General features: G+C 35.5%; 9 protein-coding genes, 5 tRNA genes and 3 rRNA genes. 4 read left to right on the forward strand and 13 right to left on the reverse strand.

Features of this window, described 5'->3' with window-relative positions; all coding sequences use genetic code 11:
• Nucleotides 1-2: 2 nt before the first annotated feature.
• Nucleotides 3-581 (reverse strand): thymidine kinase, encoded by a 579-nt coding sequence (locus tag ACUV9F_RS04865; RefSeq protein WP_446183243.1) that lies wholly within the window; start codon nt 579-581, stop codon nt 3-5.
• Between the two features lie 127 nt (nt 582-708).
• On the opposite strand from ACUV9F_RS04865, the gene ACUV9F_RS04870 reads away from it, so the two are divergent.
• Nucleotides 709-2,067, forward strand: coding sequence for a MurT ligase domain-containing protein (locus tag ACUV9F_RS04870; RefSeq protein ID WP_446183244.1), 1,359 nt, complete (start codon nt 709-711; stop codon nt 2,065-2,067).
• Here the strand turns inward: ACUV9F_RS04870 and ACUV9F_RS04875 are convergent.
• Both ACUV9F_RS04875 and ACUV9F_RS04880 read right to left on the reverse strand, forming a co-directional pair.
• The gene (locus ACUV9F_RS04875) at nt 2,060-2,764 is read right to left on the reverse strand and encodes a D-alanyl-D-alanine carboxypeptidase family protein (RefSeq protein WP_446183245.1); all 705 of its coding nucleotides are present in this window, start codon (nt 2,762-2,764) and stop codon (nt 2,060-2,062) included. The two genes, ACUV9F_RS04870 and ACUV9F_RS04875, sit on opposite strands and share 8 nt — an antisense overlap.
• Nucleotides 2,765-2,846: 82 nt before the next feature.
• On the reverse strand, nt 2,847-3,797 hold the full coding sequence (locus tag ACUV9F_RS04880; RefSeq protein ID WP_446183246.1) for a serine hydrolase domain-containing protein: 951 nt from the start codon (nt 3,795-3,797) through the stop codon (nt 2,847-2,849).
• A gap of 51 nt (nt 3,798-3,848) precedes the next feature.
• On the opposite strand from ACUV9F_RS04880, the gene ACUV9F_RS04885 reads away from it, so the two are divergent.
• Nucleotides 3,849-4,448 carry a CPBP family intramembrane glutamic endopeptidase gene (locus tag ACUV9F_RS04885; protein WP_446183247.1) on the forward strand — a complete coding sequence of 200 codons (600 nt, stop codon included), beginning with the start codon at nt 3,849-3,851 and terminating at the stop codon, nt 4,446-4,448.
• Nucleotides 4,449-4,474: 26 nt separating this feature from the next.
• Here ACUV9F_RS04885 and ndk read toward each other — a convergent pair whose 3' ends face one another.
• A complete protein-coding gene (gene ndk, locus ACUV9F_RS04890) occupies nt 4,475-4,885 on the reverse strand; it encodes a nucleoside-diphosphate kinase (RefSeq protein ID WP_446183248.1) in 411 nt (136 codons plus the stop codon).
• A gap of 100 nt (nt 4,886-4,985) precedes the next feature.
• Here ndk and ACUV9F_RS04895 point away from each other — a divergent pair, with 100 nt between their 5' ends.
• Nucleotides 4,986-5,303, forward strand: a complete 318-nt coding sequence (locus tag ACUV9F_RS04895) for a hypothetical protein (RefSeq protein ID WP_446183249.1) — start codon at nt 4,986-4,988, stop codon at nt 5,301-5,303.
• A gap of 213 nt (nt 5,304-5,516) precedes the next feature.
• Nucleotides 5,517-5,589 (forward strand) — tRNA-Glu (locus tag ACUV9F_RS04900).
• Nucleotides 5,590-5,934: 345 nt separating this feature from the next.
• Here the strand turns inward: ACUV9F_RS04900 and ACUV9F_RS04905 are convergent.
• From ACUV9F_RS04905 to ACUV9F_RS04945, 9 genes are all read right to left on the reverse strand, one after another.
• On the reverse strand, nt 5,935-6,555 hold the full coding sequence (locus tag ACUV9F_RS04905) for an isochorismatase family protein (RefSeq protein WP_446183250.1): 621 nt from the start codon (nt 6,553-6,555) through the stop codon (nt 5,935-5,937).
• A gap of 312 nt (nt 6,556-6,867) precedes the next feature.
• A tRNA-Ser gene (locus tag ACUV9F_RS04910) sits at nt 6,868-6,956 on the reverse strand.
• 42 nt (nt 6,957-6,998) lie between these two features.
• Nucleotides 6,999-7,071, reverse strand: a tRNA-Asn gene (locus ACUV9F_RS04915).
• A 7-nt stretch (nt 7,072-7,078) separates the two neighbouring features.
• A 5S ribosomal RNA gene (gene rrf, locus ACUV9F_RS04920) occupies nt 7,079-7,195 on the reverse strand.
• A 59-nt stretch (nt 7,196-7,254) separates the two neighbouring features.
• Nucleotides 7,255-10,171 (reverse strand): 23S ribosomal RNA (locus ACUV9F_RS04925).
• Nucleotides 10,172-10,279: 108 nt separating this feature from the next.
• Nucleotides 10,280-10,352 (reverse strand) — tRNA-Ala (locus ACUV9F_RS04930).
• 36 nt (nt 10,353-10,388) lie between these two features.
• A tRNA-Ile gene (locus ACUV9F_RS04935) sits at nt 10,389-10,463 on the reverse strand.
• 83 nt (nt 10,464-10,546) lie between these two features.
• Nucleotides 10,547-12,121 (reverse strand): 16S ribosomal RNA (locus ACUV9F_RS04940).
• The 16S, 23S and 5S rRNA genes sit together here with 4 tRNA genes alongside, the layout of an rRNA operon.
• A gap of 351 nt (nt 12,122-12,472) precedes the next feature.
• The gene (locus ACUV9F_RS04945; RefSeq protein ID WP_446183251.1) at nt 12,473-14,530 is read right to left on the reverse strand and encodes an LTA synthase family protein; all 2,058 of its coding nucleotides are present in this window, start codon (nt 14,528-14,530) and stop codon (nt 12,473-12,475) included.
• Nucleotides 14,531-14,533: the final 3 nt, after the last annotated feature.

Raw genomic sequence — 14,533 nt, forward strand, 5'->3', positions numbered from 1 at the left:
CCTTAAATATTTTCTGGTGGGTTAAAATAATGTTTTCTGCATACTGGATAATACATGTCATTACCACCTATGGCAATTTGATCTCCATTAAAAACAGCTTTACCATCAACTACACGCATATTCATGATAGCTTTTTTTGTACAAAACCAGCATATTGTTTTCATTTCTTCTAGTTTATCAGCTAGTAACAATAAATACTTAGTTCCTTCAAATAATTCATTTTGGAAATCATTTTTTAATCCGAATGCCATAACTGGAATATTTAATTCATCAACAATTTTAGTCAACTGAATAATTTGTTTCTTATTCAAAAATTGTGCTTCATCAACTAAAATACAAGCAACTTTACTGTATTCCCTGTTTTCAACAGATCTAAAAATATCAGTATCTGAATCTATCACTTCTGCTCTACGTTTCAAGCCTATACGACTTGAAATATAACCGACTTCATCACGATTATCAAGCACACTTGTCATTAAGATAACAGACTTACCTTGTTCTTCATAGTTATGTGCAACCTTTAAAATTTCAATAGATTTTCCACTATTCATTGCACCATATTTAAAAAATAATTGAGCCATTATTTTCACTCCTTAAAAATTCACTTCTTATTATACCTAAAATTAAAAATTAAATATAATAAAACTTTATTTAATTGATTTTTTTTATGTGCTAATATCTTTTTAAGATGCTTTTTAGGAGAAAACTATGAGAATTAAAACAGATATAGCAAAATTAGTTGGAAAATCTTCTTACTTTATTTTAAATAAAATTGGAGGAGGTAGTTCATATCCAGGACAAATTGCTTATAAAATTGATCCTGATATTTTAAAAGACTTAGGAAAAAATTATGAGTTAATAATAGTTACAGGTACAAACGGTAAAACATTAACTACTGCTTTATCAAATAAAATATTACATCAAAAATTTTCAAATGTTCTAACAAATCCTGCAGGTTCAAATATGATTCAAGGTGTTGTTACTTCTTTTTTAACTCATAAAAAGAAAAAAAATGAAAAGCCACTTGCTCTTTTAGAAGTAGATGAAGCAAATGTTGAAACAATTTGTAAATATATTAAGCCTAAGTTTTTTATTCTAACTAATATTTTTCGTGATCAAATGGATAGATATGGTGAAATCTATACAACATATCAAAAAATCATTAACGGAATTAAACTTGCTCCAGATGCAACAGTGATAGCCAATGGTGATGCGTCCATTTTCAGTTCTGTCAAACTTCCAAATAAATTTGTATACTATGGATTCTCAGACCTTGGTCATGAAAAAGATGACTTTAAAGCCCCAGCAAATACCGATGGAGTTTTATGTCCAGTCTGTGAAAAGATTATTCACTATCATTATATTTCTTATGCGAACTTAGGAAGTTATTTCTGTCCAAATTGTGGTTTTAAAAGACCTGAATTAAATTACCAAGTTACTGACGTTATTGATTTAAAGCCAAATAAATCTTCCTTTAATATTGACGATTTTAATTATTCAATAAGTATCGGTGGATTATATAATATCTATAATGCTCTTGCAGCTTATGCTCTTGGACGACAATTAGGTATTTCAAAAGAACAAATATATAAAGCTTTTGACTATGATGAACAAGTATTTGGCCGTCAAGAATCTGTAAAGGTTGATAATCACAATTTAAATATAATTTTAGTAAAAAATCCTGTCGGATTAAATCAAGTTTTTGACACCATTAAAACAGATGATGAGCCTTTCTCATTAGCCTTTTTATTAAACGCAAACTACGCTGACGGAATCGATACAAGCTGGATTTGGGATGCTGATTTTGAAGATTTACCTTATGAAAAAATTCCGCAAATAATAACTGCTGGTGAAAGAAAAAAAGATATCACCTTTAGATTTAAAATCTCTGGTATTGATGAATCTAAATTAATTCAAAAAGATCAAATTGATGACTTCATAAATGAAATTAAAAATATTAAAACTAATAAAGTATATGTTCTTGCGACATATACAGCGATGTTACAATTACGAAAAAAACTACAAGATCAAAATTATATAAAACAAAAAAAGATTTCTATTAATTAGAAATCTTTTTTTGTTCAGATAAAGCCTGAATATCATCATTTTTGTTGGAATTATAATCTCCTCCAGAAATATGAGTTAATTTTTCTAAAGTTGTTATTTTTTTGTCATGCATTTCTGTTGCAAATTTAACTCCGATATATCTAATATGCCACTCTTCACCAATATACCCAGTTGATTTAGTTTCTCCTCTTGGAAATCTTATTATAAAACCATATTTGTAAGCGTTATTTTGTAGCCAGCTATACATATTATCATCAGTTGGCAATTGTCCATTTGTTCCTAAAAGGTCAAAAGCCAAGCTAGTTTGATGGTCTGAATAACCAGGGCGAGCAGAAAAAGTATCGGCTTGTTGCTGTCCACTTTCTTGAACATAATTATCATATAACGATTTTTGATACTCATAAGAGCGATATCCCGAGACATTATCTGATATAGGGAAACCTTTTTGTCGCATAGCAGTAATCATTTTTTTCTTTGCCTCATTTACTTCTGGCTTTAAACCTGTGCCATTTGAATTATTTCCAGAAACATCTCCATGATAGGGATTATAGTCAGATGGTAGTGGGTGCTTTTTATTAACTACCAATAATAAAGGCGAATTCAATTCATTTTTCTTTGAACTATTTTTAATTTTTCGTTTCTTAACCTCTTGCCTAGGTGCATTAACTTTACTTGAAGTATTATCTTTTTTTATCAAGAAAAAACACCTAACAGTGAAATCATTATTAAAATTGTTATACCTGTTATATATTTATAATTTTTCATAAATTTTCTCTTAATTATGTGTTTACACTATAATCTCGATGTATCAAAAATAATTTATTGTCTTTGCTCGGATTTACCCTGTTTGTCAAAACTATAATTGCTGTCTGTTTAACTTTATCTATTGTGATAAAAGTTCCAGTAAATCCAGTATGATAAATAACACAATGATTGTCAATTGGATCAAGTCTTAAGTCCCAACCTAATGATCTTCCCGGATCAAAACTTGTCCAATTTTTAAATAAAGAATCAATCGTCTGATCATTATTTTTCAATATATATTGAGAAAATTTAACTAGATCATTCAAATTACTAAATAAACCTGCAGAGCCACAGTGAACTCCTAAAATTTGTGCCTTAGGATCATGTACAATGCCCTGCAAATTATTCTCAGTAGGAATGCAAAGTGATTTTTGGGGATTAAATGTCATATTCTCAAAGTCTAAAGGATTAATGACTTCTTGCATTATTACTTCTTGAACAGGTTTGTTATAAATTTTTTCAATAATAAAACCTAAAAAAATCATGCCTGTATCTGTATATCTGATAATCTTGTTAAATTCATCAGTAACAGGTAATTTAAGTAATTCTTTTTTTAAATCAGAAGGATTCAAGCTGTTTCTATTTTTAATAAATCCACGAATTCCTGAAGTATGAGTTAATAAATGATATATTTTCACTCTACTATCAGAAAATTCCGGCAAATATTTGTTAATAGAATCATATAAGTTGATTTTTTTATTTCTAATTAGCTTTAATAGCAACATTGTTGTCCCAATAACTTTAGTCAAAGAAGCAACATCATAAAGATTTTTTGAGGAGACTTTTTTTGAGCTTTCCCAAGACAGATCACCACGATATTCAGTAAAAACCGTATTATTATCAATAACAGCAAAAGATACATTAGATACAATTTTTTTATTATACAAATCTCTAATCTGTGATTTAGTTTGTAAAAATTTATCCATTAATGATATACCTCTATGTTAAAATTCTGTATAAGGAAACAGGTGATTATAGTGAAGACATTAAAAAACATTTTTATATTTATTGGACTGTACTTAATTCAGCAAGTGCCTCTAATTTTAATGGAACAAAAACCATCTAAAACTCAAGGTACAATAATATTTCTATCAATGATTATTGTAACCGTTATTATGCTTTATTTTTATAATAAAATAAATAAACTTTATAGAGCACAAATAACAAAGAATACAATCATTATAATTTTCATTGGAATAATAATGACAATATTAATTAATATTGTCAGCATACCATTCATGAAAAATACCGGAAATGCAAACGTTGACGCTTTGCAAAAAATTATTTCAACATATCCTGAATTAATGGTTATATATTCTTTTATAGTTGGACCAATACTTGAAGAGTTACTATTTAGAGGCTTTTTTATTAATCTATTTTTTCCTGATTCCAAATATTTTGGTCTAGTAACATCAAGTATCTTATTTGGAATTGTTCATGTTTCAAATGACTCCATATACCTTACATCAAAAATTTTATTAGGGTTAGTCTTAGGAGCCGTCTATTTAAAAACAAAAAATATTAAAGCTAATATTTTTATTCACATGATAAATAATATTTCATCCATATACTATTAAAAAAATATACCTGTCGGTATATTTTTTTAAAACCAAATTGAAATTTCTCTTTCAGCTGATTCATGACTATCAGAGCTATGAATTACATTTCTAGTAATACCATCCTCCCAAATTCTGCCAAGGTCCCCTCGAATTGTTCCAGGACTAGCTTCATTTGGCATCGTTGCACCCGTCATAGTTCGTATTGTTTTAATAACGTCTGTACCATTAACAACTATTGCAATAATTGGTCCTTCTTTCATATATGAGACCATTTGTGGAAAGTAAGACTTGTTTATTTTATCTTTATAATGCAATCGTAATTTATCATCAGTAGCCATCATCATTTTCATTTTTTCTATCAAAAATCCCTTATTCTCAATACGAGAAATAATATTTCCGATAAAACCACGATTAACACCGTCAGGCTTAACTAAAATTAAAGTTCTTTCACTCATTTTTGTCGCTCTCCAGTTATATTTTTAATAATAATTTAATTATATCATTTCCTCAAATTAATTAGTGAAAATTTGATATAATAAAAAAGAGGTCCTAATTATGAATATACAAATTGAACTTATAAATTTTTTGAATAAGCAAAAAAATAATTTGGTTTTCGAACCAAAAGTTTACAGTAATCAACTAACAGTTGCCTTTGCTAATCAACTAATACCAGACAACCTACAATCCATATTTCCAAAAATGAGGTTACATGTTGAACGAATAGACGATAATATACTACCAAAAATAAAATCTGATCTTAATATTTTTACTGATAAGTTGAATAAAGAAGAAAAGAATTTCCAAAATGTTTGGTTAACTACATCAAATATTTCAGATAGAAAACTAGCTTTAGTAGAGATTTCTTTTGAATAATATTTTTGTAAAACTATTTGAATTTACATTACTTTCTTTGTTATTGGACATAATGTATCACATAACAAAATTAAAGTTTCTTATATTTTGTTTATTGATCAGTATCTGTTACTGCATACTTTTACTTATTCTTTCAATATTATTTTTTATACATAAAAAGTAATATTTATATTGACTTGTCCTATTAAAATTTGTAAAATTATTTATGTATTTTGCCCGTTGGTCAAATGGTTTAAGACGCTACCCTCTCAAGGTAGAGTTACGGGTTCGATTCCCGTACGGGTGATATCTAAAACATTAAAAAACACAGCTCCAAGCGTAAAACGTTGTTTTTACGTTTTTTTATTTATTTTAGAGCATCTAACTTTTACATTAACTGAGTACAAAAGAATTAAAAAACGTTTCATGTAATATTAAATTAAAAAAATTTTGACTATTTATTATGTTGATAATTATATTTAACCATTAAAAATATTGTATTGATACAAATGGTAATTCATCACAAATAGTAAATTAAACTAAAATCAATATCTGCCAATTTAAAATATAGATAAAAAAGATCCTATGAAGATAACTTAAAGTTAAAAAGACACGTAAAATAAATTACGTGTCTTTTGTTATATTTACTAGTTTAATCCATATCTAAGAATGCACCAGATTCCTTCATAGCTTCTAAGAATACAGGTACAGTTTCTTTTCTAGCCCAATCACGCTGTAACTCACAAGCTAATTGAACCAATGATAATGGTTGTCCTCCAGCTTGTTCTACCCTTCTTAATGCACTTTCATGTGCTTCTACTGAAGTTCCACCTACTACGTCTACCAATGGGTATACCTCATAATCTTCCTTTAATGCATCTAATGCAGGGAAAGTTAAACATGCTTCTGTCCAAAGTCCAGCAATGATTAGTTTCTTTCTTCCTGTTGCTTTTACAGCTTCTTTAAATTCAACATCTTCCCAAGAATTAATTGTTGTTCTATCGTAAGATTTAACATCTGGAATTAAATTTCTTATTCCAGGAATTGTATCTTGATTTTGTCCACTTGCTACATTTACTGTTGATAAAACTATTGGAACTTTAAAGTCTCGTAATAATTTAGTAGCAGTTTTAATTCTACTAATCAATTTTGAACGATCCATTGAATTTATAGAATTAATTTGAGTTGGTTGGTAGTCAATCAACAAAAAAGCACTATTTTCTGGCGTGATCAAATGATCCGTAACAGGATCTCTACGTGGTTCAGATGTCATAACAAATTCCTCCAAATAAATATATTTAATTACAATTGCATAATAAACTTTTATCAATTATTTGCAACTATTTAAATCTATGAGTATATTAATTTTTATTTATAAAATAGCTTAACTATTATACTAAAATTTTTTTAGCACGCAATAAAAATAATTTATATAACATCTAGCTACAAACTAGGTACAAAACAGTGGTACAACTTGAAACAACCGAGGTTATAAATAACGAAAATAAAAAGACCTATAAACGTTAATTTATAGGTTTTTTATAATAAAGTGGTACAAACCTAAAGCATCCTAAAAATCTCATTACGGAGAATAAGGGATTCGAACCCTTGATACGATGTAAATCGTATACACGGTTTCCAACCGTGCTCCTTCAGCCTCTCGGACAATTCTCCAAGTATATTATATTATTTAAAATATATGAATATACAAAAAAACTCCGGTTGTCAGACTCGAACTGACGACAACCTGATTAACAGTCAGGTGCTCTACCAACTGAGCTAAACCGGAATTTAAAGCGTGGCGACTTCCTATCCTCGCAGGCAGTTTCCCACCAACTACTATCGGCGTTAAGAAGCTTAACTTCTGTGTTCGACATGGGAACAGGTGTATCCTTCTTGCCATCATCACCACACTTAGTACTTTCGTACCTTCAAAACTAAATACTAACTACTCTTTCCTACTTACTACGGCTCGGTTAAGCCCTCGACCTATTAGTACTGATCCGCTCCATACATCACTGTACTTCCACGCTCAGCCTATCAACCTCATCATCTATAAGGGGTCTTACTTCCTTAACGGAATGGGAAATCTCATCTCGAGGGAGGCTTCACACTTAGATGCTTTCAGCGTTTATCCCTTCCATACATAGCTACCCAGCGATGCCCTTGGCAGAACAACTGGTACACCAGAGGTATGTCCATTCCGGTCCTCTCGTACTAGGAACAGCTCCTCTCAAATTTCCTACGCCCGCGACGGATAGGGACCGAACTGTCTCACGACGTTCTGAACCCAGCTCGCGTACCGCTTTAATGGGCGAACAGCCCAACCCTTGGGACCGACTACAGCCCCAGGATGCGATGAGCCGACATCGAGGTGCCAAACCTCCCCGTCGATGTGAACTCTTGGGGGAGATAAGCCTGTTATCCCCAGGGTAGCTTTTATCCGTTGAGCGATGGCCCTTCCATGCGGAACCACCGGATCACTAAGTCCTACTTTCGTACCTGCTCGACTTGTAAGTCTCACAGTCAAGCTCCCTTATACCTTTACACTCTGCGAATGATTTCCAACCATTCTGAGGGAACCTTTGAGCGCCTCCGTTACTGTTTAGGAGGCGACCGCCCCAGTCAAACTGCCCACCTGACACTGTCTCCCGCCGTGATTGCCGGCGAGGGTTAGAGCCTTCATATAACAAGGGTAGTATCCCACCAATGCCTCCTTCGAAACTAGCGTTCCGAGCTCTACGGCTCCTACCTATCCTGTACATGTTACACAAAAACTCAATATCAAGCTACAGTAAAGCTCCATGGGGTCTTTCCGTCCTGTCGCGGGTAATCCGCATCTTCACGGATATTATAATTTCACCGAGTCTCTCGTTGAGACAGTGCCCAAATCATTACGCCTTTCGTGCGGGTCGGAACTTACCCGACAAGGAATTTCGCTACCTTAGGACCGTTATAGTTACGGCCGCCGTTTACTGGGGCTTCAATTCTGGGCTTCGCCGAAGCTAACTCATCCTCTTAACCTTCCAGCACCGGGCAGGCGTCAGCCCCTATACGTCATCTTACGATTTTGCAGAGACCTGTGTTTTTGATAAACAGTTGTTTGGGCCTATTCACTGCGGCTGACCTTGCGATCAGCACCCCTTCTCCCGAAGTTACGGGGTCATTTTGCCGAGTTCCTTAACGAGAGTTCTCTCGCTCACCTTAGGATACTCTCCTCGACTACCTGTGTCGGTTTGCGGTACGGGTAGTATATATCTAACTAGAAGCTTTTCTTGGCAGTGTGAGTTACTGTGCTTCGCTACTATAATTTCGCTCCTCATCACAACTTGTCCTTATAGTTACAAGCATTTAACTCATAACAAAACTTGTTGCTTGAACATGCTTTTCCAGCTGCATGCACACATCATCCTCCTGCGTCCCTCCATCGGTCAAACAATATATACTAGTACAGGAATATCAACCTGTTATCCATCGATTACGCCTCTCGGCCTCATCTTAGGTCCCGACTAACCCTGGGCGGACGAGCCTTCCCCAGGAAACCTTAGTCATACGGTGGACCAGATTCTCACTGGTCTTTCGCTACTCATACCGGCATTCTCACTTCTATGAAGTCCACTGCTCCTCACGGTACAGCTTCTTCCCTCATACAACGCTCTCCTACCACGTATCTTACGATACATCCACAGTTTCGGTACTATACTTAGCCCCGGTACATTTTCGGCGCAGGGTCACTCGACTAGTGAGCTGTTACGCACTCTTTAAATGAATTGCTGCTTCTAAGCCAACATCCTAGTTGTCTAAGCAACCCCACATCCTTTTCCACTTAGTATAGATTTTGGGACCTTAACTGGTGATCTGGGCTGTTTCCCTTTCGACTACGGATCTTATCACTCATAGTCTGACTCCCGAGTATAAATCAATGGCATTCGGAGTTTATCTGAATTCAGTAATCCTTGACGGACCCCTAGTCCAAACAGTGCTCTACCTCCATGATCCTTACCTCGAGGCTAACCCTAAAGCTATTTCGGAGAGAACCAGCTATCTCCAAGTTCGTTTGGAATTTCACCGCTACCCACACCTCATCCCCGCATTTTTCAACATACGTGGGTTCGGTCCTCCAGTGAGTGTTACCTCACCTTCAACCTGGACATGGGTAGGTCACTTGGTTTCGGGTCTACGTCTACATACTATGTCGCCCATTTCAGACTCGCTTTCGCTTCGGCTCCGTATCTTCTACTTAACCTTGCATGTAAACGTAACTCGCCGGTTCATTCTACAAAAGGCACGCCATCACTCATTAACGAGCTCTGACTATTTGTAGGCACATGGTTTCAGGATCTATTTCACTCCCCTCCCGGGGTGCTTTTCACCTTTCCCTCACGGTACTGGTTCACTATCGGTCACTAGGGAGTATTTAGCCTTGGGAGATGGTCCTCCCGGATTCCGACGGAATTTCGCGTGTTCCGCCGTACTCAGGATACTGATTGGAGTGGCTTTGATTTCGTTTACAGGACTGTCACCTTCTTTGGTTGATCTTCCCAAATCATTCAACTATCTCTGCCTTTTGTTCTCACTACATCAGTCCTACAACCCCAGAAAGCAAGCTCTCTGGTTTGGGCTCTTCCCGTTTCGCTCGCCGCTACTCAGGGAATCGATTTTTCTTTCTCTTCCTGCAACTACTTAGATGTTTCAGTTCATTGCGTCTTCCTCACATAAGCTATGTATTCACTTACATGTAATTGTCGATAAAAACAATTGGGTTCCCCCATTCGGAAATCTCCGGATCAAAGCTTACGTACAGCTCCCCGAAGCATATCGGTGTTAGTTCCGTCCTTCATCGGCTCCTAGTGCCTAGGCATCCACCATGCGCCCTTTATAACTTAACCTATTAAATTACTTTTCTTGGCTAATTTCTTAGCCGCGCAGTTTTCGGTGTTTCTTTTCGTTAGTATTCAGTTTTCAAGGTACGAAGTTCGACAATCAACGATTGTCTATGGAGGATAACGGGATCGAACCGATGACCTCCTGCGTGCAAGGCAGGCGCTCTCCCAGCTGAGCTAATCCCCCATGGATCTTTTTATTCTGAGATTTCTATTCTTTTCATGGGCCTAAATGGACTTGAACCATCGACCTCACGCTTATCAGGCGTGCGCTCTAAACCAGCTGAGCTATAGGCCCGATAAGGCTGGTAGACCTCTCAAAACTAAACAAAGTTTTAACTTGTGCAGATTCCGTTTATACCATTTGGTATTTATCCTTAGAAAGGAGGTGATCCAGCCGCAGGTTCTCCTACGGCTACCTTGTTACGACTTCACCCTAATCATCTGTCCCACCTTAGACGGCTAGCTCCTAAAAGGTTACCCCACCGGCTTTGGGTGTTACAAACTCTCATGGTGTGACGGGCGGTGTGTACAAGGCCCGGGAACGTATTCACCGCGGCATTCTGATCCGCGATTACTAGCGATTCCAGCTTCATGTAGTCGAGTTGCAGACTACAATCCGAACTGAGATCGGTTTTAAGAGATTTGCTTGTCCTCGCGAACTCGCTGCTCGTTGTACCGACCATTGTAGCACGTGTGTAGCCCAGGTCATAAGGGGCATGATGATTTGACGTCGTCCCCACCTTCCTCCGGTTTGTCACCGGCAGTCTCGCCAGAGTGCCCAACTTAATGCTGGCAACTGACAATAAGGGTTGCGCTCGTTGCGGGACTTAACCCAACATCTCACGACACGAGCTGACGACAACCATGCACCACCTGTCATCCTGTCTCCGAAGAGAAAGATCTATCTCTAGATTTTTCAGGAGATGTCAAGACCTGGTAAGGTTCTTCGCGTTGCTTCGAATTAAACCACATGCTCCACCGCTTGTGCGGGCCCCCGTCAATTCCTTTGAGTTTCAACCTTGCGGTCGTACTCCCCAGGCGGAGTGCTTAATGCGTTAGCTGCAGCACTTAGGGGCGGAAACCCCCAAACACTTAGCACTCATCGTTTACGGTATGGACTACCAGGGTATCTAATCCTGTTTGCTACCCATACTTTCGAGCCTCAGCGTCAGTAACAGACCAGAGAGCCGCCTTCGCCACTGGTGTTCTTCCATATATCTACGCATTCCACCGCTACACATGGAGTTCCACTCTCCTCTTCTGCACTCAAGTTAACCAGTTTCCGATGCACTTCCTCGGTTGAGCCGAGGGCTTTCACATCAGACTTAATTAACCGCCTGCACTCGCTTTACGCCCAATAAATCCGGATAACGCTTGCCACCTACGTATTACCGCGGCTGCTGGCACGTAGTTAGCCGTGGCTTTCTGGTTGGATACCGTCACTACCTAATCAGTTACTATTAGATACATTCTTCTCCAACAACAGAGTTTTACGATCCGAAAACCTTCTTCACTCACGCGGCGTTGCTCCATCAGACTTTCGTCCATTGTGGAAGATTCCCTACTGCTGCCTCCCGTAGGAGTTTGGGCCGTGTCTCAGTCCCAATGTGGCCGATCAACCTCTCAGTTCGGCTACGCATCATCGTCTTGGTGAGCCGTTACCTCACCAACTAACTAATGCGCCGCAGGTCCATCCTAAAGTGATAGCCGAAACCATCTTTCAAACATCCATCATGCGATGATTGTTGTTATGCGGTATTAGCACCTGTTTCCAGATGTTATCCCCCTCTTTAGGGTAGGTTACCTACGTGTTACTCACCCGTCCGCCGCTCGATACAATGTCTTATCCTTCAGGTGCAAGCACCTTCAGTCAAAAACGATATCTCGCTCGACTTGCATGTATTAGGCACGCCGCCAGCGTTCATCCTGAGCCAGGATCAAACTCTCATATTAAGTTTGTGACTCTTTTTTATTACTAGCGAATTGACTTCGCAATTGTTTTACTACAATCTCTTGTAGCCCTACACAATTAGCGTTAAAACTTTGTTCAGTTTTCAAAGGTCTACCTTGTTGCTTTCGTTTTAAACAACTCAATAAGTATATTACATTAAGTTATTCTTTGTCAAGAGGTTTTTTAAATAATTTCTTATTTTTTCTCTCTGACTTTTTGCTTTTCTTGTTTCTGTCTTAACGACAAGAACTATATTACCAACACTATTATATTCGGTCAAGTCTTTTTTTATTATTTTTAAAATTCATTCAAAAAAATAAAAAAACACAAAAATATTTGTGTTTTTTGAAAAATTATTTTTCTAGTTCAGGTGCATCTGTACTATATTTATCAGTCGTTGACTCTCCAGTTTCTTTTAACAAAGTATTTTTATCTTTTGTTTCTTTCAATTTCTTTAACGCCACACTCTTTTTATAAGAGTAATCTTTTTTATTAACTTTTGTAAATCCTTCTGGATTGTAAAAACGGAGAAGATCCCCTGTTATTATCTTATCTGAAAGTGAAAGTTCTGTTGTAACGTGGTTTGAAATATTGTCTAACTCTTCTTTTTGCGAACTTGTTAATTTTTTCAAGATTTTCCCTGTTTTAGTATCGTAATAACTACTTCCAACTTTTGTATATTCTGGAGTTACAAAATCACCATTTCTAAAAGTTACTATTTGACTATGATTTTTAGATAGTAAGTCAGATCCAAACTGAATATACTGTTTATCTTTTATCCCTAGTAAATTCATCAATGTTGGCAAGACATCAATTTCGCCGCCATAAGTATGATTAATTCCACCTTTTAGTCCATCCATGTGTATCATAAATGGAACTCTTTGAAATTGAGTATTGTCAAAATCATTAAATTTATCTTTATTTAACAGTTTAGCTACAGCTTTTTTGTGATTTCCCGAAATTCCATAATGATCACCGTAAAAAACAACTACACTCTTTTTATCTAAGCCCGTTTTTTGTAGCCAATCCATAAATTCACCAATTGATTGATCCAAATATTTTGCAGTTTGCACATAACCATCAACCGTATCATCTCCTGTATTAGTTTTAGAGATAGTTTGGTTTTGCTTGTCCAGTAAATAAGGATAGTGATTAGTAACAGTAATTAGTTTTGCATAAAAAGGTTGTGGAAGTTGTTCAATATATTTTGTAGAATCTTTCAAAAAAATCTTATCTTTCATTCCATAGCCAATATCATAATCTTTTTTCTTCTTGTAATATTCAGAACTAAAGAAATAATCATAGCCCCAAGACTTATAAGTATTGTCACGATTCCAAAAACTTGGTACATCCCCGTGAAAAGATGCAGAAGTATATCCTTTTTGATTTAAAATTGCTGGGGCAGCCTGAAATGTATTACTTGTTCCAGAAGTTACCATTGCTGATCCTTCAGAAAGACCAAATAAAGAATTTTCTAGCATCAACTCTGCATCAGCCGTCTTACCTTGTCCAACTTGGTTAAAAAAGTTATCAAAACTTAAAGTGTTTTGTTCATGATAAATTTTATTTAAATTAGGAGTAACTTCTTGGTTATCCCATTTGAAATCAATTAAAAACTGTTGAAAACTTTCTAAATGGATAATAAATACATTTTTGCCTTTTGCTACCCCAGAATATTCTACATTTGGTGACACATAGTTTGCATTCATATATTTTTTTACTGATTTTAAATCTGAACTATTTGCGCTAGCCTTTACTGCTTGAGTTTTTGCAGTTTTCACACCATCATAAACTACATAGCTATTCAATCCTAGATATTTAACAATATAATTATTATCAAACGTTCTAGTTAATAATCCTGATCTATCAGCCTGGGCCAAACTTAAATTAGCTCCAAAAAGTAAAAATGATAAACAAGTAATTATCGTGGGAATTTTCCAATTCAACTTTCTTACATCTACTTTTATCAGCTTAATACTTAGTAATAAAATTAAAATCACTAAGTCAAGAAACACAAGAAAATCAGTAGGAACTATTATTCCAGCAATGCTTTTTCCCAGATTATTTCCTACAGACCCCGAACCTTTTATCAGTGTCATAGTTAAAAAATCAGAAAACTCACGATAATATAGTATATTTGAAAATAACCATATAGAAGAAATTACATCAATAATTAATAAATATATATATGATTTTCTTCCTTTCATGTATATAGCTATACTAAATAAAAATATCGTGGTTGGAAGTGGATTAAGTAGTAATAGGAATGTCTGCATCGATCCTTTTACACCAAGATTAAATTTTGTATAGTAAGCATATACTGTTTTAATCCAAAACAACACAATTGCAAGAACAAAAAATCCTAATTTTGTATTAAAAAAAGATCTTATCTTTTTAAAAAAATTCTTCATTAT

The organism is Daquilactobacillus linshuiensis (assembly GCF_052828685.1).